Below are 24390 nucleotides of genomic sequence, written 5' to 3' on the forward strand. Positions count from 1 at the left end.
CAAACTCGAGCCAACGAGGCTCGCGGCACTTCCCCTTCGCCGAAGCGGCGTGTATCGCGTGATTCCACAACCCGATGTTCGACGTCCGTCGTAGTGGAGATAGCCTGCTGCTAGGCGCGTGGCGGCATGTTCGCTTTGTCGAGACGCCGGTGGATCAGGGATACGATCGTCAGCAAGTCTTCCGCATCCTCTTTCCTCATCGCCCAATGAATTCGCGCCTCGTGTGCCGTGGGGTTGCGAAACATCCCAAAGGTTCCGCGCACCAGATTGGCAATGCCCTTTTGTTCGCTGTGTTCGCTCGCGGTGGTCCGCGAATTGATCGCCAGAAGTGGCGGATCGTAACCGAGGGCCCGATCGACGAGCGCGGCGCCGTCATCAGTCAATCCGGTCCGGCTGCGCATCTTGTCGGCGACGCTTTTGACGGCCTCCTGGACGGCGTGGAAGTAATTGTCGACAAGGATCTCGGCCCGACAGAATTTCAGTACGTCTGGATGAACGCCCCGTCCTTCCAGATCGGCCCGTAGATCACGCGCCCGGCGCTGCGCTTCGGGCAATGTCTGCGCGGCATCGGTCGATGGCAGGTTGCCGGCTTCGTCAACGACAAGGCAAGAAAAGGCCAGCGCCTGATTCAGGAGCGTGCGCATGGTTCGTAGCGTTCGGGCTGACGGCTGAAGCGCGCCGGCTTTATCGCGAGGCGGATGAATTCGAGGATGTTCGTGCGGTTCTTCTTGGTGTTCTGGCTGTCGACGAAAGCGTTGTAAATGCGGACACGCTTCGTGATGGGTCCAGGGTCCGTTATTTTGCTGCATGCGAGCAGTTATTGGATTTCAGTGCCGGTCAGACCGGCATCCGTGTCGCCGAGCGCTCCGGCGATCGCCTCCAGTTGGTCCTGTGTGAAGAAGGCCATCTTCGTTCTCAGTTCTTTACTGGCATCACCTGCGAGCCCAAGCAGTTCTAGATGTAGAACTTGAAGGGTAGCTTCGGTTCGCTGTCGATCGGCGCGGAGATGAGGACATCGCCCACGGCATTGGCGAACCGGATCGTGACCGGTAGCCGATCGTTGTGCAGGCAGGAATTGAAGTTGATCTTCGTGAGGCCGAGCACGTCCGACAGGACGGTCGTCAAGCCGCATTCGCCACGCAGGACGCGCACGGAGATCGGGTTCGGCGTTTCCGGTCCCATATAGGTGTCGAGGCGCGGCACATAGCCCGATGTCCAGAGCAGGGCGTGGCGTTCGCCGATCTGGAGCGCCGTGCCTCGGATGACCGGATATTCGCCCGGGCGATAGAGCTTGAGGTCGTCGCGCGCGTCGGCGATCTGCACGCCGACGAGATTCGTTTCATCGTCGCAACCGGCGGCGAAGCCACGCCACTCATCGTCGGTGAAAGCGGATTTGGCGTGGATGAAGAGTTCGGACGGGGGACCGTCATGCAGCCGTCTGTACTCGCTGACCACCATCTGAATGAGGTTCCTGGCGGCGTCGTGATCGAGGTGGAATTGCTTCGTGTCCGTCTGGAACCACGGTCCGAGCGCACCGCGGAAGACCACGCCTTCGCCGTCAGACAGGAACATCTGCGCCGCGCAGCAGGCGTGCCGCTTGTCGCTCGTCAGTTCGCTGCGTTTGTAGACCAGGCCGACATAGCAGACGCCCGGTCGGACATCGGCCAGCTGCCAGGGCTTGCCGCCCGCCTTGTAGTAGGCGCCGGTTCCGAGCTTCCAGGCGATCGTTGCCGGATCCTCGACACGTCGAACCGGCATTCCGCTCTCGCGGCGGAAATCGCCGGGCGCCAGGGTGGTCTCGCGGACGATCTGCGTGACGATCCGTTCCTTCAGGAGGCGTGCCTTCAACTGGCGGCGGAAATGGGTCGCGTACTGATAGACCTCGGCCTCCCGCTCGTCGTCGCCGAACAGGGTGGGCTGGGTCTGCAGTTGCCGGGCACGGCGCTGCGAGATGGTCACCGTCCCGGCCACGCGATCGTCGCGTCTCACGGTCGATTGTGGACGACCGAGTTCATAGACCCGCTCGGGGATGACGACGAACCAGAATTGCGGCGCGCTCTCGAGGCGATTGTTTTCCGCGACGAGGCGGGACACGAAAAGGTCGACGGTGTTGCGTATCGCCTCGTGACGGTTGGCGATCAGAAGTGCGCGCTCGATCTCCGCGGCGTCTAGATCGTCGATGAGGCAGGGCGGGTCGATTGGCCAGTCGGCGTGAAAGGTTTCGGCGAAGCCGGGGAAGGGCACATGCTGGGGTTCGACCGCCCGCGATCGCGGGCCGGGCGGCGGGATGTCGATGAAGCCGGCCATCGTCGTTGCCCAGGCTCTGAAGCGTTGCACGCCGTCCGGCGTGCCGATCACGCCATAGCGGATTGCCGGCAATTGTTTCGTCTCGCCGATGGGACCGTAGAGAAAGAGGCCGTCGCGGGGGTAGACGAGACGCTGGCCGTGGCGGAACTCGAGCAGGGGTTCTTCCAGATAGAGAGTCCGAGGCTTGAACAGGCGTGGCCTAGACGTCATTGCCAGCCTCCTCCGGACCGTCGTCGTCGCGCGGGCCGTCGGGTTCGTCCGGCTCGTCGTTGTCGCTCGGATCGTCGTCGTCGGGCTCGGGGATTTCGTCTTCGACCGGCAGGCTGATCGGAACCCGCCAGGAAATCGGCGGCAGGCCGAGCACGATCGTCTCCTCGGAGCTGACGGGCACGGCAAGGGAGCCGCGGCCCTCGGCGAGCCAATGCAGGAAGGCGAGCAGCATGTCGCGCCAGCGGGCGTTCCGCCAGGTCTTGGCGAAGGAACGCCGCAGACGGTGCATCCTCGCAGGATCGTCGAACGGTTTGTGGCCGTCTTCCGTGAAGATGAGGCGGCTGACGACGCGTACGTGGCGGACCGGCGCCGACCGCGCCGCGACGCTGACACCGAAGTGCCAGTTCATTTGCCGCTTGAGTGACACGCCCTGGAGCTGGCGCAGACCCGCAATGTCACCCCAGCGGAAGGAAATCTTGGTGGCGGGCGCGACATCGACGGGGGGCCACCAGGCGGTCTGGGCGCCCGAGAGCCCGTAAGGCCGAAGACCACGCGCTGCGAACAGCTTTTCGAACGCCTGGCGCGCCATATCGCTGAAGTGGTTGCGGGCGTCGCGCCGTTCGATGCCGAGCTTGGACCATCCGTCATCCAGGAAGCCCGCAACGAGCCGCTCCGCTTTTCGCTTGATGGGGAGGTTCGGTCCGAAATGGTCTTGCAGATCGTGGATGCGGGCGAAGGCGAGGAACCCCCGGCGGAAAGGCTTAAGGGGCCACGGCGCCTCGGACATGCGGGATTGCGCCTGGCGATCCGGTACCTGGCCCTTGAACTCGTAATAGCGGATCTTTTTCGGCAGCTGATCGATCGGGAGCCAGTTCGAGATCAGCCGTTCCGGTGTCGGGACGAGCGTCTTGCCGTGGATGAGCTGGATTTCGCGCCAGATTGCGTTGCCGTCGCCGGCGTTTTGCGGGACGCGATAGGTCTCCCGGAGCGTCTCCAACAGTTCCGTCAGTCCGCGCCCCCAGCCGTGCGTGAAGTCGATGTATTGCGCGTGCGCGATGAGGAAGGGCGCCTCGAAGGGCTCCATGCGCAGCGGGATGATGAAGGCGTCGTCGCCGATCTTGCGGGCCACCTCGGTGGCGATCTGGATTTCATTGCGCACGCCCTGCTTCTCGACCGCACGGGGATTGGAGACGAGCAGCACCTTGCAGGCGCGACGGCGCAGTGCGTTTTCGAGTTTGCGTTGCCAGTCCTCGCCGCCCTTGAGCCGGAGCACATCGGCCCAGACCTCGTAGCCCATCGCGGCGAGCTTCGCGCCAAGCCAGACCGTGAAGGCGTTGTCCTCGGGCGCGGCGTGACTGATGAAGATGGCTTCGCGAGTTTCAGCGTTTGCGTGCGCGTCCGTGTTTGGAGACTGTGAACTCAAGAGGCAGCCTCCGTGTGCGTCCAGGGACCGCCGGGCGACCACGATGCAAGCTGCTGCCGTTCCAGCACAGGCAGCAAGAATGCCCGCAGATCTTCGGTCACTTGAATGAGCGAAGCGGGCGCCGCCGCGAGTCGATCGCGCGTCAGAAAAGCACGCCACTGAGCATCCCGCTCGCCGGCAAAGGCCTCGCCGAGGCCGGAGGGCATTTGTTCGGGCCAGGATGTCCGGCGGCGGTCGAACGTCTGTTGGACAGCATTCGCGAGGACGGCGCCTTCGAAAGTGAACGTCTGCGCGATCATCCAGAGGTCGTAGAAATCCTTCATCCGGCTGTTGGCGACGCCGAGCGAAACGATCGCCTCCAGCTTTTCGGCGACCACCGTCTCGGGCGGATAGGCGCGCAGAACCGGGCGCGGCGCTTCGAGCAGCGCCGGGTACTCGATCTCAACCGGGTCGGGGGTGATGGCATCGCCGAACCCGACATCGATCTGGATGGGCATGCGCGCGCCGGCGATGGTGGCGCTGGTCCTGACACGCACGCCGGCATATTCGGCCTCGTCGCGGATTGGGGCGGCTTCGATGCCGGCGACGTCGAAGACGACGCCATCATCAGGCACCGCCACAGTGCAGATGGCCCGGACGCTCTTGGCGACCGCAGCGGGATCGGCATCGCCATGACCCAGCAGATCGAGGTCGCGGGTGGGACGGAAGGGATCGTCCCGCCATGCGGCGAAGAGCATCGCCCCTTTCAGGACAAACCGCTCGCGCTGATCGGAGACACTGAGGCGGTACAGCAGCCGCTCGAGCGCGTAGCGCGTGAGGAGAATCTGAAAATCAGTCTTCTCCGTGCGGGCTCGATCGAGAAGCCGCGCACGGACCGACGCACCGACATTGCGAACCTCACGCGCCATCGGCGACCATCGCTTCGACGTAGGGGCGCATCACCGACCAGACGCGGGCTGCGCGCGCGAATTCCCAGAGCTGGTCTGGAGTTGCCCGCTTTGTTCGCAGCGCTTCGCGCAGCCCCTCCAGCGCGATGTCGAGACCGATCTTGTTGCGATACCGGAAGCAATCGACGATCGTCTTGGCGGGTTCGAAGATCGGCACCTCGATGCCATCGATCAGGTGTCGCTTCACGCCCTCCTTGAGTGCGCGGCTGCTGAAGCGGACAAAACGGATCGGCGGGTATTCGACGGTGGGCTTCCAGCCGGTGCGGTCGATTGCAATCCACACCGCAGATGGCATCTGCAGTGTCAGCTCATGAAACTGCAGCGCTGATGTGAGGCAGATGACTCCTCGGGGCACGAGAGCGGAAGCCTCCGCGAAGCTGCGCCGGGCGTCCGGTATGGAGTCGGCCAGTTGGTAAAGTCCGCGTGCCACGCGCGTGATCTCGCCTTCACGAACCAGGCGGGCAACGGTCTCGGATCCGATGCCTGCTTCGCGCAGATCGCGCATACGGACCAGCCCCTTTTCGCCGAAGAGGTCGCGGGCCGTATCACGTTGGGTCCTCGGTTGGGGTGACATTTCCTATGCTCTTAGAAGGAAGTGCAGAGGTCTTATCGCAAAATATGTAGGAATCCAAACCCGTTTCGAGCCGCTAACGGGGCGGCGTGGGTGGCGGACTACTCCGCGGGCGCTTGCATGTCGTCTTCGCCTTCGATGGCGATCGCGGTCTGGGAGAAGTACGGGTGGAATTCAGGCAGGAGCGACATGATTCCGCCATCCACTTGCAGGAGCTCGTGATTGGCTCCCGGAATCAGTGCGGGGTCGAGCGGGACGCGTGCATTCGGATTGTGGAGGACGACCATGCCTTCGACCCAGGATTCGTCATAGTCGGGAGCGTGGACGGCATGTGCGAACGGCTTTGGCGTCGGCCCGTCATCGTCGAGTTCACCGCGTCGCATGCCAGTGCGAACCATGCGGACGCGCCGGCTGCCGAAGCCGGCAAGGTGGCCCATGCGATTGAACTTCGTGATGGTCCCTTGCGGGTTGACAATGACGGCGCTGATATTCTCGGCGCCGGGTAGGAAGAAGAAGCCTGAGGCTTCCACGGAACGACCGAAGCGATGTTCGGTGATGCGCTCGATTTTTCGCCTGCCGTTCACCAAGCTATGGCGAACACCAAAGACATATTCGGTGGTTGCCGGAACGATCATGCGCATGGATCCCAGCCCATGAAAATCTTGGACTGCCAGAAGGAATGGAATCTCTCGCAATTCCTCTGTGTCCCAATAGGGCGATGTCTTGTTGAGCTTACGTGTCAGCGCTCGCGCGATCTTTATTGGGACGTAATCCTGCAAATAGGCTTTGAATTCATCTGGCGTGGTTGGATTTGGAGGAGGCGGCGCACCACCACCGGGAGGATTGGCGGTGGTCGCTTCGATCGCAAGCTGGCCAGGCAGGCCGGTCAAGACAAAGTCTGGCACTGCAACTGCGGAGTCTCGAGCGTAGCCTAGCTCATTGAAGGTGGCGAAGAGGTAGAGCTCCCACAGCCGCGGGTCGAAGCCCGTCGTCTGGAACTGCTCGATGAAATTCCCGTCGGCATCTTCGTGGAACCGCATCATCGCCGCGATGAGGTCGCGAGCCGGCGAATAGCGTTCCTCCGATGTCAGTATCTTGAAGGTTGGATGCAGACGCTCGGCTGGGACGAGGGGGGTGAAGAAGTCGACGGGTGCCCGCTCGGAATCGCCTTGATGGAATTCGGTGTCCGGCGCTGCAGCGAGAGCATCCATGCGTTCAAGCAACTGCTGGCTTGCGGCATGGGCGGTTAGCAGCGAGGCATTGACCGCGACGGCCCGGAACCGCTGTTGCTCGTCACGTCCGAGCGCGACCCATCCGAAGTCGTGATCGATACGATCCCGCGTCACGACTCCGAGGACGCGCTCGTCCGAGGATGCGTGCCACTCGATCTCTTCCGCGACGAGGAGGATGAACGGTTGACGTGTGTATCCGGCGAGAGCGTCGAATCGGCGTCTTGGAAGAGGTACGGTTTGAGGATGGTCGGTGGCGGTCAACTGACTGGGCCTCGATACCGGCGCCTCGCTGTTGCGGGAGGACCAGCGTGCGCCAGCTTGAGTGATTGGCTGCGCTCGCTGACGATGGCGCAAACAGCAATCGCTAGTGCGAAGTCGACCAACGCGCGTGACATTTCCTTACCTAAAGCATATAAGTGCAGAGGTTTTATCACAAGCGGGATTGGCTCGCCATAGCTTGGGGAAAAGTCCGTAGACAAGCGCAGGTGCAGCAATGGAAGAACCCGCCCGGGAAGGCCAAAGGTGCGATCGGTCCCGCGGCCGGGATGGGCGAAAATGGTAGCTCGGAGGGGCAGCGTGACTCGATACTTTACGGACCGCGAGTACGGTGAACGCCCCCGCACAATTGATGTGATCGATGAGCGGTTGTGGGGAGGTCTCCACAGTCTGATCGATACGCGGCTTGGGGATGGATCTTTCGGATACCGCTTTCCCGAGCAATGCCCCGATGGGTACGGTCCCTCTGGCTGTGACAGTCAGGCGTTCGCGCGGATGCTGCGGGCTGAAGTGCCGTTTGTCGAGTGGCCAGTCTCACATTCGGAACTGCCCGAGACCCCCGCCATCCTTGATCTCCTCGAGTTTTGCGCGACAGCAGTTGGCCAACCGATTGAAGGTTCGTACCATTCCTTTTTCGGGCATCACCACCTCAGCTGGGATCGCGAAGCCGGATTGACGCGCCTCGTGGGAGACGCGAACCTTCTGTTCGCTCGTAACGGTGTCGCCTATGAGCTAACAGCCGAAGGTCGAGAGCGGAGGCTCTTGCCGCAACCGTTGGCGGACGCACTCAGTTGGACGCAGTTCACGACGGGGGATGCGGAAACCGACCGTTTGCTCGAAATCGCACGCCGGAGGATTGCGCTGCCCAAATCCGAGAATCGTGTGGACGCCTTGGAAAAACTCTGGGACGCATTCGAGCGTCTTAAGACGCTCGAGCCCGGCGCCGATAAGCGTGCGCAAGCCGACGCGTTGCTGGACCGAGCCGCTGCCCCGGGGTCGAATTTTCGGCGAGTCCTGGCAGATGAGGCCGCTGCCCTGACCAAAATCGGCAACGGATTTCGCATCCGGCATTCCGAGACCACCCAGGAGCCGCTGACCTCGCTCGATCAGGTCGACTATCTCTTCGGGCGCATGTTCTCGTTCATTCGTATGGTTCTGAGAGCAACCGGCCGTGGCGGGTAAGTCGAAGAGCAAAAGCACCGAGGCGCTGTTTGGCAGGGCGAAAGCCAAGAACCGTGGTCGCACTGCGGCTGCTAGCTAGCCTCCATCCAGTAGCCAATAATGACTAGGCGGCGGCATCTGCATCGCCGGCGGCCTGTTTCGGCTGGGCCGGGCGGGACAAGGCGATGGCTATTGCGTCCGACACCTGGTCGGCTGCCGCCCGGATCGGATCGGTCTTGAGATGGGCGTATCGTGCCGTGGTCTGGATTTGCGTGTGGCCGAGAAGTCTGCCGATCATCGTCAGATCCTGACCGAGCTGCAGCGCATCCGACGCGAAGGAATGGCGCAGATCATGAAGACGCAGGCCGTCGAGGCCTGCGCGCTTCCGCAGGCGGCGCCAAGGCTTCTGCATGTCCATCAGATACTGCCCTTCGACCCTACCGGTGATGACATAGGGATTGTCTTCCAGCTTCGGAATTGCTTTGAGCACGTCGATGGCCGCCCGTCCGATCGGCACGATCTTCGCACCGGTCTTGGAGTCGGGTAAACGCAACACGCTCGCGCCGAAATCCACATACTCCCACTTCAAGGTTTGAATCTCGCCCAGCCGGCAACCGGTGAGAAGTAGAAGGCGGATACAGTTGACGGCCTCGGGTTCGCTCTCAGAATCGCGCAGCAACTGACCGAGACGGGCGAGTTCATCAGGCGTCAGATAGCGCTCCCGCTTGACCTCCTTGAAGCGCTTCACCTTCCAGCAGGGATTGACGCCGTCGGTGCGGACACCCCAGCTGTGGGCGACGGAGAACATGACGGAAAGCACGCCGAGCGTGCGATTGGCCTGATAGGGCGTGGCCTTCATGGACTGATGCAGGTCGACAACGTCGGCACGAGTTATGTCGATGATCCGATGGGAGCCCAGCTTGGGGTCGATGAACAGTTCGACCGAGCGCTTGTATTCTCCGTAGGTTGATGCCTTGCAGTGCACGGCGACATGCTCGTCGAGGAAACGCTGGCCGAACTCCCTCATTGTCGGCGACGTCTTGCGTTTATCGCGCTCCTTCGCCGGGTCACCGCCCAAGCGAACGTCGGAGAGATGTTTCATCGCCTCGGTGCGGGCCAAGTCCGGGGTCAAGGCCCCATGCAGGCCGATATTGACGCGGCGTAGTCGGCCGCCAGCCCGGAACTGGGCGAGATACATTTTTCGGCCGGACGGATAGACCCGAAGTCCAAAGCCCTTCAACTCGTCGTCCCAGAGGAAGAATTCCTTGTCGGTGGAGGTTGCTGCGTCCACGGAACGCTTCGTGATCTTCGGCATGAAACACCTCGTGAACGCTGCAGATTCCGGAATCAAATCGGAATCAATCGGGGCGAAACCGTCGCGTCCTCATTCGTGGAGCAGCGTAGCTTCGTGCACGGAATACGTCAACAGAACCATATATTTATAGTGCAAATGGCGGCTCTGTCGCATGACCGGAAAACATGGCGAAAGCGGCCCTGAGCAAACTCATAACCTGAAGGCCGCAGGTTCAAATCCTGCCCCCGCAACCAACATTATCAAGCCCTTAGCTTTCCCCAGAGCTAAGGGCTTTTTGCTGCGTGGAAGCGGGGTGGAAGCAGAGGCCATCTAGAAACTTCCAGAAGAGCTACCTAGATCGCAATTTCCAAGATGCTTTCATTCCCAAACCAGTCCCGAACTACTCCAAGGGCTTTGTCCGAGAGAAGTTGAGTGAACACCAGAGCAAGACGCGTTTTCGGTCGAGAGCACGCGACGTAGAACAGATTGCGATTTTTCTCATAGCTGTCTAGCCGCTCTGGCGGAACGGAACCCGGATTGGCCGAAAGCTCTAGCATTTCGTTGAAGTTATAGATGTTCCACCCGCGACCAAGCAGTACAATCACGTTTTCGAACTCGGCACCCTTAACTCCGTGCTTTGTCTCAAACGGAGAGTGACCGTCAAGGTAACGAGCCAAGCTAATCATTTCTGAATATGGAACTGATCTAAGCTTCTCCAATTCCGCTATTGGTCGCGGGAGCTCATCACCCGCCTCCAAAAGCCGACGTCGCAGAGTTTCCCTCTTCTGGATATTCTCCGGAATTGATGGTCGCCCGGTAGCGATAAGGTGGTCAATGACTTCGCCGACTGTCCCACTAGACCGGACCTCCAACAAGGCTGCTAGCGCCGTTGCCCACGCCTGCTTATCACTCATTCTTTTGACAGCCGGAAAGCGGCCTCCAAGGCATTCAAACATTGCACCATAGCGACGTTGAATGAAAAAATTACAGGCCGGTTCAAGCTGATCCGCAAAGAACGCGACCAATTCATCTTCCTTCTTCGTAAACGACTCCTTGTACTGAAAAACGCCGGGTAAGCTTCCATAGCCTTGTCTTGCTGCAATCCCACGGTGCGTAAGCATGAGGATCTTGGTAACGTCCGGCGCCAAATCCCAACCGCGTGTCGTAAGATCGTCGAGTGTGAAATTTAATGCGCTTTGAGCAGCGTCAGCAGGTAGATCTCCCGCCCAATGCCCACCTTTGAGTCTGGTCCCAACCCAGGCGTTGCTATGATAGACGTAAACACTTCCAGCTGCGTCGGGATCGGCTACTTCCTGCATCAGATCAGGGCGCATTCGATTAAGGCAATTTACGACGGCCGGAACTGAGCGGAAGTTTGCCCGCTTACCGACCACCCGGAGGTTCTGATGTTCGATTTTCCCACACCCCTCGCCGTAAATGCTTTGCCAGTTATCTCCAAAGAATGCGAGTTGGAGGGTCCCTGGAGTCTCGAGGAAACACTGTTTAAGAGCCGAAACAAACTGGGCATTAGTGTCCTGGTATTCATCAATCAAAATTACAGGAAAGCGATGACATAAGAGGCTTCGGAACTTCACATTGGACAGCAGATCAACAGCGAGGGGGATAACGTCGTCGTGATGAATTGAAGCGACGCCTTCTTTTATCGAACGGTATCCCAGATCATAATGAACTGATGTGATAGGCGCATCAGCCTCCGCGATTTTCTCTGGCCAATACTTCAGCGTGGGAAGTAGCTTTCGAAGCTCTTTCTGATGGCTACTGATTAAGGACCAGCAAAATCCATGTGTCGTGTCGCAGTGCACGAGGGGGTCATGGTCTACGTGGCGCTCGATCTCATCTTTAGCAACATTGGTGAATGTGATGCAGGCGATCTTCTGCCTATTCTGCGTCATTGCCTGGCGCCTGGAATCAAGAAGATGCTTTAGCGCCTTCCGTAGCGTGTACGTCTTCCCGGCTCCTGCACCTGCCTCCAATAAGAAGCTCTGGCCAGAATCGAGGCAGTCAAACACTTCCCGGAGTGCCACTTCGCTAGCACGTTCTGCTGGACTTGCTTCCCGTCTGACCGTCATTTGTCGGTTGTCTCCAGGTTCACAGCGTTTTCGAGCGCGTTTGTTACCATAGCCAGCTTGGGATCAGGGACAGGCACGCCGATCGACGCAAGCCAGTGGAGGCCCTCTGCGATGTACGTGGGTGTCTTCCAGTCACTGACTTCGATAGCGTAGTGAAGTGCAAATTCTGCCTTTTTGACTGCCCCAGCCTGACCGCGCGCGTTGTCTTCTTTATCGCCTCGCGTTTTACCGGCTACTGTAAAATGATCTGGGTTCGCCAGAATGAATGCATCCTCGAAGGATCGACCACACGGTCCATTTGGCGTCTCAGGAACTTGGTAAGCAATTCGTCTATTTCCTATCACCTTGTCTAATTGCGTCTTGCTAAGAAGTATATCGGGCGATAGGGATTCGCCGCTAAACCATGATTTCAGGCAAGCATTACTCGTTGCTTTTCCCAAGTGCACCGAACAAGCGGAACCCCCAGGTTTCTCCACTGAGTCAATATCAGTTATGACCAGAGAAGGGAGCTCTAGAAAATCTAGTAGATCGAAGAATAAATGAGCATAGGCGCCTCCTACTTCCATGAGAGAGTAGTACTGCCCTTGGAGAAGATGATCGTGGTTTCGCAGCATCACTGGAACCAGCAGGCGCTCGCTTGTTCCTTCCACAAGAATAGCCTTGTCCGCAAAGAAAAGATCGCATCGAGTAAGGGTCATGTATTGGTGAAGAAACTTCAGTTGCGCAGGGTCTATGCTGCTCATTCCCTGACGCAAGTCTTTCACTTTCGTATGACGGACTCCTTTCGCATCTGTCTCTGTTACATAGAGGAAGTACCTTATAGATTCAAACCCCGCTTGGTTAGCTATGTGTGATGAATGAGTCGAGACCACGAATTGGACTGGCCACCCTAGAGCGCTACCAATGGACTGACTGAGCATATCGGAGATCGAGGCAAGCTTACGGATGAATACTTCTTGCATTTGAGGGTGAAGGTGTGCCTCTGGTTCCTCGATAAATATGAGATGAGCTCCTGGCGGGGATTCATCCGCTCTGTATTCTTTGAAGAAGCTAACTATCAGCAGCAGCATGAAAATCAGGTTGCGGGTCCCCAATCCATTATAGGACTCTGGCAGCGAAACGCCTATAACGTCTTCATATTTGATTTTGGTATGGTTTGTGAGTATGCGCTTTCCATCCAGTAACGTTTCAAGGCGGAGCTCCGTGCCGCCGAGACCTGGATAGCCGAAAGACTTCAGAGTGGGCATCAGCTCTTTAAGCTTATTATTGAAGTCGGAATCAATGGTGGCTTCCATATCCCGGATCGCAGCCTCAAATGCTGCAGCGACAGACTGGTCGCTTGGATCGGCATTTGGGGAAGAGGCTGTAGTAAACAGATTTTCGAATATCTTTGCCAGAATGTCTGACTCTTTCGATGTGTTGTCATCTAACCCCCGTTGGGCGTTGACGAAGCCAGTTCTCATAAGAGATTTGAGTGAGCTCTGCGGCATCGTTTTCTGGTTGTCGGGATCATTTGGATCTTGTGCCCAAACGGATGCTGAAAACAGTGCTGGTATACGTTCCTTCAATGCGCGGAAGAAAGTTTTGCGGTCCTCAGCGGATGCTATTGGAGCGGCGAATCCATCGAATAAGGCGTGCGACTTACCAGCTTCTAGTTCGTAGCGTACCACCACCAAGACTTCGGAACAGCTTTCGTCGAGGTCGACTACAAAGTCACTGAGAGCTCCAAGGGGGGCATCGTCTTCAGGATACTGAAAATAAGCACAGAGTTGGATGAACGGCAGTGAAGGGCGAATGGTAGCATCATCGTTGCCGGCCAGTGTAAGCTCGAGGCATTCGCAAAACTGGTCGAAGCAAGAGCTCGAAAAATCTTCGAGTTGAAAGCGGGGGCTGTCAGAGCCAAACATTCGCCTCATCAACTCTGCTAAAGACGTTTTTCCACTATTGTTGCGCCCTACGATTACGGTGGTTTTAGGCTCGAGAACCAATTCTATATTCTGAAGTAGGCGGAAGTTATTCACGCGTACCCGTTTTAGAAGCATATCTTCCACTCCGCCTATTTCTATTTGGAAGACGTTGGATGGCGAGTGAGGCCATTCGCAGCCTTGGGATAGCAGTCTCCCAAAACGAAAGGGTTAGCGCAAGCGTGTTAGCCGGTCAGACGGTGGAGTGTTGGCTGCGAGATGCTGCCGAGGGGTTGGTGGCTGTCATAGCTCGTCGGGGCGTCGGCCAATAAAGCGATACTTACGCTCCGATTTGGCACGGCTTGTGGCAAATTTTGCCGACTCTGTTTTAATGTAGTTTCTCACAAGAGAAGCGGCTTTGGTCGCTAGTTCTCCTGCATCGGGGTGAATTGAGTGTGTGATTGAATAGGTTGCGACAAGGCCTTTGATCTGAGCCTCCATTCTTTGGCGCAAGTGTGTGCGCTTGACGTCCTTGACGACGCCCGGTTCTGCGCCTGTTGTCATTTCCGCCAGGTCGTATCGTATCGTGTCTGTTACCGCGTTCCACAGCGGATGATTGGGCCAGCGGAACCGCTCCGTATCGGTCGGGTTTGGTTCGGTGTACCGGATATTGTCCAGGGCGCGATTGAACATGTCGCCCAGCTTGTCGTCCAGATCGGCCCAGGTCCGAATGCCCCAGCGTTCCTTCAGGTGATCCTTGCCCGCCCGCAATTCTACGCGCCAGACCCGTTCCTTGCCGGTCAGGGGTGAGAGCCCTTGGCGCGTGCGCGCGATGTTCCAATGGCTCCACCATTCCGGCTTCTGCTTCGCCCGTATCTCCCGTGACTTCTCATAGACGATGATCTGCCGTCCGGGCAGCTTGCCGCAGGTGACGGACGTGCAGCGCCCGGACACGCCATGGAGCTGCTTGTCGGCATCGGCCATATGATCGGCGCGGCTGGTATGGGAGTGCATCACGAAGGCGTGGGGATCGAGCCTGAAGGGCTCTCCCGTCGCGGCCTCCATGTCCTCGGCCAGGAAGTCCAGGCAGTAGTCCACACGGGAGATGGCAGCGTCCCGCACCTCAGCGCCAATGGCTTCCAGGAAGCGGTGCATCTCCGCCCGCACACCCCCAAGCCCCATGGCTGCCAGAGCGTTGGATTTGGTAGAGACGCGGATATTCCAATTCGTGCCGATCTGGTTCCGGCTGAAGAACCATGTGGCTCCGGTGTGTCCCGTGTCGCAGCGGTACGCGTAGCCACCCTTGGCGCCGCTCTCTGCCACATGCATATCCTCACCCTGCCACTCCATAAGCACGGGCGCCCGGCTGTTCTGTGCCTCAGCCTTGGCGGTTTCCAGAACGTCCACAAAGGCTTGCGGGAACCCGCCGGGTGCGCCCGCTCATCCGGTACTGGACCACGTAGGACTTGTTCCCGTCCGCATCACCCGCATTCCGAAGCCTGGGATTTCCGTATCCCAGATGAAGTAGTCCGTCGCCTGGGGTTCCGCCGCATCGACAAGGCGCTTGGTCAGTTTGGGCATGGGGTGCGCTTCCGCTTCTGTGTTTGTCGTGGAAGCTCCATGGAAGCGGAAGATGGCGAAATCTAGCCCTTATGAGAGTGGTATGGCGCAGGCGCGCATTCCGGAAAGCAAGGCAGGGCAACGGGTTGTGGCGGGTCGGATCAATACGGCGCAATAGGGCGCCCGCCCCGAAGCTAACTCATAACCTGAAAGCCGCCGCTACCCGTCAAGCGAGACCGACATTGTGGGCGGGGTGAGCAAGGCGGGCGACGCCATGGTGCGCACAGCACTTTATGAGGCGGCCAACGTGCTGCTGAGCCGGACGACCCGGTTCTCCGCCCTGAAGCACTGGGCGGCGGAGGTGGCACGGCGCCGGGGCGTGAAGCGGGCCAAGGTGGCCCTGGCCCGCAAGCTGGCAACCGTGCTGCACCGGATGTGGGTTGACGGCAGCGAGTTCCGCTGGGGCAAGGAGGCGGTGGCGGCGTGACGCGGCTGCCATAGAAGGAAGTCGACGGGGCGCTCGCCCTGTCCCTGAGATGTCCCGTCGCCGGGACGCGGGAGGACAAGCTGGTCGGAACCGTGACCAACCGCGATATCGCGTGGGCTGCGTGGCGGAAGAGTCGAACCTGTAGGTCCACCACCCTTGCCCTGATGTGCGTGGCTCTCGCCACAGCAAATTTTCTTGCGATTAAAAGTCAGTCGAATTTCGGCACTGGTCGCAGCATTTCTTCGGTATGAAGAGGCCGGGATGTAGCAGCTGGACAAGAGCACGCGCGGAGAATCGCCGGGCAGCCTCTGAAACGGTTATTCCGTCTCGTCAGCCTCACAGAATTTATCCGCATCGTATTCCCGCCAGCGGTCGAGCCGCCAGAAGATAACCTGCATGGACTTCAGATTGGCTCTCTTGGAGCGGCCTTGCTCGACAGCCCGGTCCACCAGTTTGAATCCGTATTCCGGCAAGGGATTCTTGCGGCTGGCGATCTTCACCATGCGCGCCTTGAAGTCCTTCAACTCCATTTCAGAGCCGACGCGTCTGCGAAGCTTGTCGAGGCCGATCTTGAACCCGGGCTGGTGGCCGCAGTGCGCTCGCGCCATCTCATAGAGCCGCTTCTCCAGCGCACCGAGATCAAAGTAGCGCGGATCGTACGTGAGCATCCGGTTGTCGTGCAGGATGGCGCGGTAAAGCCAGTCACAAAGCGTGATTGAAACCGACCGCAGGACGCGCTCGCCTGTACGCGCATCCTTCCTATATTGGGCTTTCGCGGATTGTGCCCAGCTCCAAAACTCGTCCGTTCCTTCACCGCCGGTTTCGATGTTCGTGCGAACCTGCGTGCCTTGCAGTCGCTCGAGCGCGCCTGAAATACGATCATATGAGCTTCCACCGGGGGTGACCCGCGCCACACGAAAGAAGTCATGTGCGGTGAAGGTGATCGTTTGGTTCAGCGCCTCGCCGCGATTCATCTTATCCACCAGCAGCGAGGCCGCGTAGATCAGAATCTCTTTGTCGTAAATCGTGGCAACGCCCGCCTTGGTTCCTTTGACTTCGATCCTGACCTGACCGTCGTCATACGGCTCCAACTCGGTCTTTGGCTCCTTGGACAGGCTGAAGAAGTTGTAGACCATCACGGAACGCTCGTTCTTCACCGAACCGATCAGTGGAGAGTCGAGCCCTGGCAGAGCTGGCTGCGTGGCGGTAACGCTGGTCAATTCTGCACCCCCATAAAGGTGACCGTTCCGACGAGAGGCGCTGTCCCGGTACTGGCTGAACACGCTCAGGCACCCTCAGCTTTGAGCCAGTTGCCTGGATGTGTCTAGACCGACCTGAGGAAAGGCGACCGTTCCGACGAAACAGGAGGCTCGCGGGCTCGGCAATCCTCGTCGGAATGGTCGCCACGGCTCGTTGGAACGGTCGCCTGACAGGCATTCTTGACCATTCGGTCTCCCCGAATCGCTGAAATCCGAAGCTGGCTCGTCGGAACGGTCGCCTTCGGCTCGGCGGATCAGTCGCCTTCTCCAGATCCTCGTCGAATCAGTCACCATGCCCGGCGGAACGATCGCCTAGGCTCGTCGGAACGGTCGCCTTCCAGCGATCTCGCGCCCGGCGTCCGCTCGTCGGAATGGTCACCTGATTCTGACTGTCGTCGGAACAGTCGCGTTGGCACGGCGGAACAGTCGCGCTGGCTCGGCGCTTCAGTCACCGATCCTCGTCTGGAGAGTCACCCAAACTCGGCGGAACGGTCGCCGAAAGCTATAGCAGGACTTTGTTATTCCAGGGTTTTTCGGGACGGTAACGTTATAACCCGATAACAGTTTAACTTCCTAACAGGAGCTTCTGCTGTGCCGCGAGCAGCGGTACGGAGCGGCACCACGCGGATCAGGACTGCTGAGCGCGTTGCTTATGGCTGCACCAATCCGCCACCATACTGGCCAACATCTTGTCTCCCAGATCTTTGCTGCAGGCCAGCTTCAGACAATTCACGTCTGCAAAGCTGTCCCGCACCAATCAGCGCATCCCATCTCCGATGCCCTTTCCACAGGCGCTCCTTCCTATCCATTCTCAAACGCTTAGCCACCTGCCCCCCCGGAGCGCCAGTCGTTCTCAACCCGCCCACTTTCGTCAAATGGCAGTTACCATTCCAGCACACCATTGGAGGCGCGTCCCTTCGCTACGTACCACCGAGGCAGGCCCCGCTGGATCACGTGCCTCCAGGCCGGGATTGCCCCCTGCCCTGCCCTTGACTCCGGCAGAAGCGACAACGGCGTCGTACAGGTCCGGATGAGCGCGCTCCGGCTCGGCGAGAGCCGGAAGGGTCCGCAATGCGATTCCGCCCTGAGGGGTGATGGCGCCGACCGCACCAGTCAGATTCTGGAATTCAGCACCCTGCCGCTCCAAGATCTCGGGGCCTTTCGGCAGGCCGACCTGCGAACGGGCAAAATGGTTGATGCGCGACATCACGCGCACATTGCGCTTCCCAGCCTGCATCCAGGATGCGGACGTTGGTCGTGCATCCAGCCGCTTTGAACCCATCTGGCTGCGGGCCTGAGGTCGCCTGGTCGGCTGAGACGCGGGCGCAAACGATCAGTCCCACAGGAGTGCCCCTGCAAGCTGGGTGAGCAGCGTGCTGCGCATAAACGTTCCCAAGAACAACAAGCAGAGAAAACATATCGGGGCCGGCAGCATCGATATTCACCTCTGCGGAAGCAGCGCCCGCCATCGCATTTGAGGCCACCGGATTCAGTGGATCGGGAAACTCGGCATGCTGCTGTTCGGGCCTCCCGAACCGTATAGGCGAACAGCCGGATATGGCCTAGACCCAAGCCATGCTACGCTGCTGCAAATCTGCCGCACGATCATTGCCCGAGGCTCCATCGGAGCGTTGCGCGCCGTCGCTGACAAATCCATTGCTGAAGGTGGACATAGACGAGGGAGGCGCGTCGGGGCCACAGCTAATCGAGTTTGAACAGAATTGAGGGGCGGCCAGCCAGCCGCCCCGCTGCATGTAAAACGTTTCACAATACCAGAGACCTCTTTTCAGCTCTGCTGAAGCATCTGGTCGATCTGCTGCTTCAAGGTCTCGAGCCGTCTGCGCTCCTCTGGCCGCAGGTCGGTTCCATGCTTGACCGCACCGGCAACGCTTTTCTCAACCCGTCCAAGTCCCCGCAGAAAGGTCACGAGCTCCAGGGGGCGGGACTCCTGTTGGACCTGGGGCTTAATCCGGCTAGCCTTCGCATCACGAACCGTAAGCTGACCGGTTTTGGCCTTTGCCCAGAGACGGATCTGCTCCTCCTCATCGTCCAGCCGAGCAATCTCGAGGAGGGTGTTACGGGGCACGACTTTGTGAAAGGCGCCGCATTCCTGCTTGATCGCATCCGGCAGGCTCAGAAGCCTGAGGGTCATGTTTACCCAGACACGCGGCTTGCTCAGCGACTGGGCTGCCGCTTCCTGCGTCCACCCATGCTTGTCGATAAGGCGCTCGATCCCAGCTGCCTCTTCGATGGGGTTGAGATCGGCCCGCTGGAGATTTTCTACAAGCGCAATCTCGTCCGGGTCCCCCTCTGTCACCAATGCCAGTATCTCGCTCCACCCGGCCATGTTTGCGGCCCGCCAGCGTCGCTCACCGGCTACTATCTCCCACTGACCTGATATGTCCGGATGCGGTCTGACGATGACAGGATGGATCTGGCCAACTGATTTCAGGCTGTCGGCCAGCTCCATCATTTCGGCCTCGTCGAAATGTCGGCGAGGTTGATCGCGCCGGGGATGCAGGTGGGTGAGGTTCGCCTGGAACAGGCGCGCGACACCTTTGATGCCGAACATCTCATCCACGCTGGAGCGCGATCGGAGTGCCGGATTGGCGCCGGCTGACCCCGCCGTCTTGGCGCCGGCTGTCTTCTTGAAGCTGACCATTACACCCCCTCCCCTGCAATCGCCTGCCCTACTGCCTCCACCATCTCTGCAAAGGGCGTGGTCACCGTGTCGCTGAGGCCGCTGGCGGCAAGGACCGGGACCCCATACTCGACCGCGTTGGCAAATGCGGTTGCCCGCGGAACCGGCGTAAACATGCGTATCTCGCCGCAGAGTTCCTTCAGGCTCGACAAGGATCTCTGATCCTGCCCTTGGCGCTGTGTGAACATTGTAGGCAGTACGCCCAGCACCGACAGCGAGGGATTGCGCATCCGTGCTCGTGTGATGTTCTCCATCAGCTGCGTAAAGCCCATCAGCGAAAGCCGCTCCGTCTGGACCGGGATCAGCACGCGATCGGCAGCGATCAGCGCGTTCATTGTCAGACGGCCGAGCTGCGGCGGGCAGTCCAGCAGGATCACGTCATAGTTTGCGCGCAAGGTCGGCAGGACCTCATCGCGCAGCCGGAACACTCCGAACTCATCCTGGATGAGAAACTGCTCGGCGGCCGCAAGCGTGACCGCAGCCGGTAGCAGGTCGAATGCGCCCTCCATCACCGGACGCACGGCGGTGGTTGCAGCCAGCCCTTTCACCAGGACCTCGTACGTCGTCTGGCCGGCTTCTTCGCACTCGACCGGGTCTACGCCGAGGTGGACTGTCGCGCTGCCCTGAGGGTCGAAGTCGATGAGGAGCACGCGATAGTCTCGGCTTGCAAGGGCGTAGGCAAGGTTCACCGATGTCGCTGTCTTCCCAACACCGCCCTTCTGGTTGGCAACCGCAACCACGAGAGCCCCCTGCTCCCGCTGGCGCCGTGGCGCAAGGAGCGTTCCGACATCCTGGGGAATGACCTCTTTCCCGGATTCCCAACGGCTGATCCGGCTCTTGTCGTAGGCCCGGTTCATCCGCCCGTTCAGCCAATCGGCAAACTCCTGCTGCGTGCTTCCGCGGGCTTCGCGGATTCTCTTCAGCTCAACACCGTCCATCGGCAATCCCCGTTGCTGCGGCAGGTCGTCACTATGGATGCTAGTTGACGAACTGTCAACTTGGTGTTGCGTCTACTTTTGCGAAACCAATTCTGTGTGCGCTCCGCCCAGCTCGCTCAAATCCGATAGGCGGTTGCACCTTGTGCTTTTATAGTGAGGTTGGTGCCGGTAGATGAATGCCGATGCTAGCCCTCGTGCGTCTCGACCGGCACAGGCCCAATCCTACTTTCATTGATAGGCGAGCCTTCCTCTATTCTGGACCGGTGAATCGGACTGCGGACAGTGCTTCGGCAACATCGCGGCACCAACAGCTGAAAGCGAATCAGGTCAGGCGGGCAATCCAGACGCATCGCGGTGTGTCTATGGTCATCTGTCCACCGGATCTATCCCGGTCCTGCAATCGGGCCCTGTTCACAATGTTCCGTAAATTCGATCTCAAGCATACTGTCCGGCACTGTCCTGTCCACCCCATTGCCCGGCTGGGGCATGGAAAAGGGTATTCGACAGGTGGGCTTGTTGGTCCCGCCCGGATATTGCAGCAGCGGTTGCTGTGGTGCCGTCCGCCAGCGGCTGAGGAGTCGGCGGATGTACAATGGTGGCAGCACTGGCTGTAAAACGTTTTACATTCCCGGCGATCCTCGGCGGTGTAAAACGTTTTACATTCTGGCGCAGCAATGACCGCGCGGGAATCCGGGCGGGCGTCATTCCTGGATACCCTGTCCCACTCGAATTCTATTCCGAGCATCTCGACGGCCACAGAGCGGCCGACGTTGTTCTGGGCCATTTGCTTCTCGATCACCAGCCGGTCTTCGAGAACATACATTCCATGAGAGCGTCGAGCGCCGCAATCGAGGCCAGTGGTGCAGGTGCGGTGCTCTCCACGCCGGAAGGAGCCGGAGTAGAGCGGGCGGAAGATCCGGCGGACCTGGCGCATGTCAGTGGCACAGGCGCAAGAACTCGCCGATTAGCGGCGGCGTGCTTCTAGGCGACCTACAGGCCGGGTGTTTCGGAAGGAGAAGCGTTTCTTCCGAGCGCTATTGGCCACGTTGTCCAGAGCCGGATTGTGAACACCACTGGCCAGATCAGCAAGGCGGCGGGGCAGGGGGCCAACACAATGTCGGACGGAAACACTGTCGCTGGCGAACCATCGTTCCTTGGAGGGTGGCGCTCAGTGTCCTGGTTCAGATCTTCCGGGACACGGCCAAGGGTCTGCTGTGCAAGCTGTATAAGATGCAGGGCCGGGCGCCGAGGGCGATGTTGCTTTGCAAGCAGGCCGGCTATGATTCCGAAAAGCAGCCGAATATGTTGCGTCTGTGTATGCGGCAGGGGAGGGAAGGGGACAGCGGAGTTACCGCTTAGAACCGTCGCGATTGGCGAACGCGGTTGTTCTCACCGGCGGTTCACGCGGCCTTTGGTGAGGGCGCGGCGGTCAGATGGCGGCCGCCGACCGGGAAGGGCTCGCGTTTGAACGGGGTTCCGACTTTGTCGCGGCCAATTGGTACCGGCTCTGGACCGACTTGGCGTTATCCTCGATACCGCGATCCAGAGCCGTAGGAGCCGTGGCGACACCGCCTCTTCTACGCGGCGAGAGGCGTTGTGCCTTCGTTGAGGATTTCCAGATAGGCCCTGTAGGCAAAGACGCGGCCCCGACGTCGGCCTGTCACCTCTTCCACGATGCCAAGCTGCTCCAGATCGGTAAGCACCGCATTCACCGTCGGCGCCGACAGGCGTGACCGCTGAACCAGCGTTCCGGCCGTGGCGTAAGGCGCCTCTTGCAGAACCTCGTGTAGCCGCAAGGCCGACCCGGCACGCTCACTTGCCTTGGCAATCTGCTCCCGGTCCCGCTTGAACAACTCGACGATCCGGGTGGCTGCTAGGAAGGCTTGGTCGGCTGTTTCGGCCACTCCCTCCAGGAAGAATTCCAGCCAGGCCTCCCAGGCTCCCTGTTCCCGCACTTCCTGCAGCAAACGGTAGTAGTCACTTCGCCGGGATTTCAAGAAGAGGCTCAGATAGAGCAGCGGCTTTTGCAGCACGCCTTCGGCGCACAGGAACAGGGTGACCAGGAGACGGCCAATCCTGCCATTCCCGTCCAGGAAGGGGTGGATGGTCTCGAACTGGACGTGCAGGAGTCCGGCCTTGACAAGGGCCGGCAAGCGAGCCTCTTGATCGTGGATAAAGCGCTCGAATGCATCAAGACAGTGGGCGAGATCTCCCGGTGGCGGCGGCACGAACAGGGCATTGCCTGGCCGCGTCCCGCCGATCCAGTTCTGCGACCTGCGGAATTCGCCCGGATCCTTGGTCCCACCCCGGGTGCCCTGCAGCAGGCGCAAATGCATTTCGCGGATGAGGCGAAGGGAGAGCGGCAGGCTGTCCATCCGTTCAAGGCCATACATCAGGGCGTCCACGTAATTGGACACCTCGCGGATATCGTCGACGGGCTGCCCGGCCATCGCCTCCTGTTCAAACCGCAGCAGGTCCACAAGTGTCGACTGGGTTCCCTCAATCTGGGACGACAGAACGGCTTCCTTGCGCACATACATGTAGAGGAACAGCTCCTGGCGTGGGAGCATCATGGTGATGCCGTCCAGGCGGCCAAGCGCCCGCTCGGCGCGGGTTAACCGATCCAGGAGGGACAGGAGATCAACGGGCGGATCCGGTGGCAGGGGCCGCGGCACATAGGCCCGCACCATTTCTCCCGCAGCCGGCGTCTCCACGAACCTTCCAATGCGGGAACTCCCAAACTCAGACTGTGCCATGGCAGGATATCTTATTTAAGCAATCTGCAAATTCTTAAACAAGCGGGGCGGCTAAGTAAACTGCTTTAAGGAGCCGGATTGCCGTTCAGAACGCTGCTGAAGGATTCGAGGAGGTGCCGCGATCCAAGCGATGAACGACACAGTGTGTGATCCCGTCGGGTTCGTGCGCGGGCCGGACCTGGCCGCCATTGATGGGGTGCAGCGGGGGCCAGGACTGCTGCTGGCCATCAAGGAGCAGGAGGACCGCGATCCCCGGCCGGGCCGGTTTCTGCTGACGGGATTCGCCACCTGATGGCGCTGCCGACCGTGGCCGACAGCTTGGCCGGCCGTATGGAGGCGATTCCGCTGCTCCCTCTGGCCATGCCGGAAATCGCCGGCGAGCCAGGCCGATTCCTTGCGGAGATCTTCACCGGCGCCGTTCCAAGGCCCGGCCCCGCTGTGATTGGGGAGGCGCTGGTGCAGGCCGCGCTCGGCGGCGGCTTTCCGGAGGCGCTCCGCCGCACAGTATGGCCGCGCCGGGAAGCCTGGTACCTGTCCTATGTGGACGCCATCCTCCGGCGCGACGTCCGCGACATTGCGGCGGTGGACCAGCTCGACCGCATGCCAAGGCTGCTGCGCGCACTGGCGCTGCAGCCGGGTTGGTTGGTGAACCACTCCGCGACGGGGGCAGCTTTCGGTCTCAATCATGTGACGACCCACCGCTACACGGCCGTGCTGTCGCATCTCTGGCTTCTGCAAATGGTGCCGTCCTGGCACAGCAACGCCCTGTCGCGCCTGATCAAGACGCCCAAGCTGCACTTCCTGGACAGCGGCCTGCTCGCGGCCCTGCGCGGCCTGTCTCCGGAACGGCTGGCAGCCGACCGCACCTCCTTCGGGCCGGTGCTGGAGACGTTCGTGGTTGCGGAGTTGATGAAGCAGATCGGCTGGAGCGGGCAGGGGATCGCCCTTTCCCATTACCGTGACAAGGACGGAGCGGAAGTCGACGTGGTGCTGGAGGATCGTTCCGGGCGTGTCGTAGGCATTGAGGTCAAGGCTGCGGCAACGGTCACCCGGACGGACCTGAAAGGTTTGCATCGCTTGGCCGAGGCGACAGGCGATCGCTTCGTGCAAGGGATCGTGCTGTACGACCACGACCGCATTGTTCCCCTTGGCGAACGCCTGTCGGCAGCACCCTTGTCCACCCTCTGGACATAACCGTGCAGAAATTGCCGCGGAGGGTGCTAGGCTCGCAGTCGGAACGTAGAAACGGCAGCATTTCCGTTTAGTGGAGGGCC

Annotated in this window: 19 protein-coding genes and 2 pseudogenes; 5 read left to right on the forward strand and 16 right to left on the reverse strand. The window is 60.0% G+C overall.

Annotation, left to right across the window (positions count from 1 at the left end; all coding sequences use genetic code 11):
* Positions 1-110 precede the first annotated feature (110 nt).
* The 6 genes and pseudogenes from DOL89_RS24030 to DOL89_RS24055 form a co-directional block, all read right to left on the reverse strand.
* A pseudogene (locus DOL89_RS24030) lies at positions 111-907 on the reverse strand (TIGR02391 family protein).
* A 47-nt stretch (positions 908-954) separates the two neighbouring features.
* The gene (locus DOL89_RS24035) at positions 955-2517 is read right to left on the reverse strand and encodes an argonaute/piwi family protein (RefSeq protein ID WP_119681894.1); all 1563 of its coding nucleotides are present in this window, start codon (positions 2515-2517) and stop codon (positions 955-957) included.
* Positions 2507-3940, reverse strand: coding sequence for a toll/interleukin-1 receptor domain-containing protein (locus DOL89_RS24040; protein ID WP_225890097.1), 1434 nt, complete (start codon positions 3938-3940; stop codon positions 2507-2509). The genes DOL89_RS24035 and DOL89_RS24040 overlap by 11 nt, the downstream gene beginning before the upstream one ends.
* Positions 3937-4848 carry a nucleotidyl transferase AbiEii/AbiGii toxin family protein gene (locus DOL89_RS24045; RefSeq protein ID WP_119681895.1) on the reverse strand — a complete coding sequence of 304 codons (912 nt, stop codon included), beginning with the start codon at positions 4846-4848 and terminating at the stop codon, positions 3937-3939. The genes DOL89_RS24040 and DOL89_RS24045 overlap by 4 nt, the downstream gene beginning before the upstream one ends.
* Positions 4838-5392 (reverse strand): type IV toxin-antitoxin system AbiEi family antitoxin domain-containing protein, encoded by a 555-nt coding sequence (locus tag DOL89_RS24050; protein ID WP_263973611.1) that lies wholly within the window; start codon positions 5390-5392, stop codon positions 4838-4840. The genes DOL89_RS24045 and DOL89_RS24050 overlap by 11 nt, the downstream gene beginning before the upstream one ends.
* Positions 5393-5559: 167 nt before the next feature.
* Positions 5560-6951, reverse strand: a complete 1392-nt coding sequence (locus DOL89_RS24055) for a hypothetical protein (protein WP_119681897.1) — start codon at positions 6949-6951, stop codon at positions 5560-5562.
* A 315-nt stretch (positions 6952-7266) separates the two neighbouring features.
* Between DOL89_RS24055 and DOL89_RS24060 the strand changes: the two genes are divergently transcribed.
* A complete protein-coding gene (locus tag DOL89_RS24060; RefSeq protein WP_225890098.1) occupies positions 7267-8148 on the forward strand; it encodes a hypothetical protein in 882 nt (293 codons plus the stop codon).
* Positions 8149-8251: 103 nt separating this feature from the next.
* Here the strand turns inward: DOL89_RS24060 and DOL89_RS24065 are convergent, their stop codons facing one another.
* The 5 genes from DOL89_RS24065 to DOL89_RS24085 form a co-directional block, all read right to left on the reverse strand.
* Entirely contained in the window at positions 8252-9442 is a 1191-nt protein-coding gene (locus DOL89_RS24065) for a tyrosine-type recombinase/integrase (protein ID WP_119681898.1), read from the reverse strand.
* A gap of 332 nt (positions 9443-9774) precedes the next feature.
* Complete coding sequence (locus DOL89_RS24070) at positions 9775-11511, reverse strand: UvrD-helicase domain-containing protein (protein ID WP_119681899.1); 1737 nt, start codon at positions 11509-11511, stop codon at positions 9775-9777.
* The gene (locus DOL89_RS24075; RefSeq protein WP_119681900.1) at positions 11508-13553 is read right to left on the reverse strand and encodes an ATP-dependent nuclease; all 2046 of its coding nucleotides are present in this window, start codon (positions 13551-13553) and stop codon (positions 11508-11510) included. The genes DOL89_RS24070 and DOL89_RS24075 overlap by 4 nt, the downstream gene beginning before the upstream one ends.
* Positions 13554-13718: 165 nt before the next feature.
* The gene (locus tag DOL89_RS24080) at positions 13719-14822 is read right to left on the reverse strand and encodes a hypothetical protein (RefSeq protein ID WP_119681901.1); all 1104 of its coding nucleotides are present in this window, start codon (positions 14820-14822) and stop codon (positions 13719-13721) included.
* Between the two features lie 33 nt (positions 14823-14855).
* On the reverse strand, positions 14856-14996 hold the full coding sequence (locus tag DOL89_RS24085; protein ID WP_119681902.1) for a DUF4102 domain-containing protein: 141 nt from the start codon (positions 14994-14996) through the stop codon (positions 14856-14858).
* 193 nt (positions 14997-15189) lie between these two features.
* Here DOL89_RS24085 and DOL89_RS24090 point away from each other — a divergent pair.
* Positions 15190-15462: pseudogene (locus DOL89_RS24090) on the forward strand (IS110 family transposase); the annotation flags it as partial.
* Between the two features lie 317 nt (positions 15463-15779).
* On the opposite strand, the gene DOL89_RS24095 reads toward DOL89_RS24090, so the two are convergent.
* The 4 genes from DOL89_RS24095 to DOL89_RS24110 all read right to left on the reverse strand — a co-directional run bounded on the left by DOL89_RS24095 (position 15780) and on the right by DOL89_RS24110 (position 20360).
* The gene (locus tag DOL89_RS24095) at positions 15780-16745 is read right to left on the reverse strand and encodes a replication initiator protein A (protein WP_225890099.1); all 966 of its coding nucleotides are present in this window, start codon (positions 16743-16745) and stop codon (positions 15780-15782) included.
* A gap of 847 nt (positions 16746-17592) precedes the next feature.
* Positions 17593-17928 (reverse strand): hypothetical protein, encoded by a 336-nt coding sequence (locus DOL89_RS24100; RefSeq protein ID WP_162937869.1) that lies wholly within the window; start codon positions 17926-17928, stop codon positions 17593-17595.
* A gap of 579 nt (positions 17929-18507) precedes the next feature.
* Entirely contained in the window at positions 18508-19383 is an 876-nt protein-coding gene (locus DOL89_RS24105; RefSeq protein WP_119681904.1) for a ParB/RepB/Spo0J family partition protein, read from the reverse strand.
* Entirely contained in the window at positions 19383-20360 is a 978-nt protein-coding gene (locus tag DOL89_RS24110) for an AAA family ATPase (RefSeq protein WP_225890100.1), read from the reverse strand. The genes DOL89_RS24105 and DOL89_RS24110 overlap by 1 nt, the downstream gene beginning before the upstream one ends.
* Before the next feature lie 592 nt (positions 20361-20952).
* On the opposite strand from DOL89_RS24110, the gene DOL89_RS25305 reads away from it, so the two are divergent.
* Positions 20953-21345: a hypothetical protein gene (locus DOL89_RS25305; protein ID WP_162937870.1), complete on the forward strand. Its 393-nt coding sequence runs from the start codon at positions 20953-20955 to the stop codon at positions 21343-21345.
* A 592-nt stretch (positions 21346-21937) separates the two neighbouring features.
* Here the strand turns inward: DOL89_RS25305 and DOL89_RS24120 are convergent.
* Positions 21938-23116 (reverse strand): Fic family protein, encoded by a 1179-nt coding sequence (locus DOL89_RS24120; RefSeq protein WP_119681906.1) that lies wholly within the window; start codon positions 23114-23116, stop codon positions 21938-21940.
* A gap of 130 nt (positions 23117-23246) precedes the next feature.
* On the opposite strand from DOL89_RS24120, the gene DOL89_RS25310 reads away from it, so the two are divergent.
* Together DOL89_RS25310 and DOL89_RS24125 are read left to right on the forward strand one after the other, a co-directional pair.
* Complete coding sequence (locus tag DOL89_RS25310; RefSeq protein ID WP_162937871.1) at positions 23247-23408, forward strand: hypothetical protein; 162 nt, start codon at positions 23247-23249, stop codon at positions 23406-23408.
* The gene (locus tag DOL89_RS24125; RefSeq protein ID WP_119681907.1) at positions 23408-24310 is read left to right on the forward strand and encodes an ATP-binding protein; all 903 of its coding nucleotides are present in this window, start codon (positions 23408-23410) and stop codon (positions 24308-24310) included. Before DOL89_RS25310 ends, DOL89_RS24125 begins: the two co-directional genes overlap by 1 nt.
* Positions 24311-24390: the final 80 nt, after the last annotated feature.

This window comes from Indioceanicola profundi (genome assembly GCF_003568845.1).
Taxonomy (GTDB): Bacteria; Pseudomonadota; Alphaproteobacteria; order Azospirillales; family Azospirillaceae; genus Indioceanicola; species Indioceanicola profundi.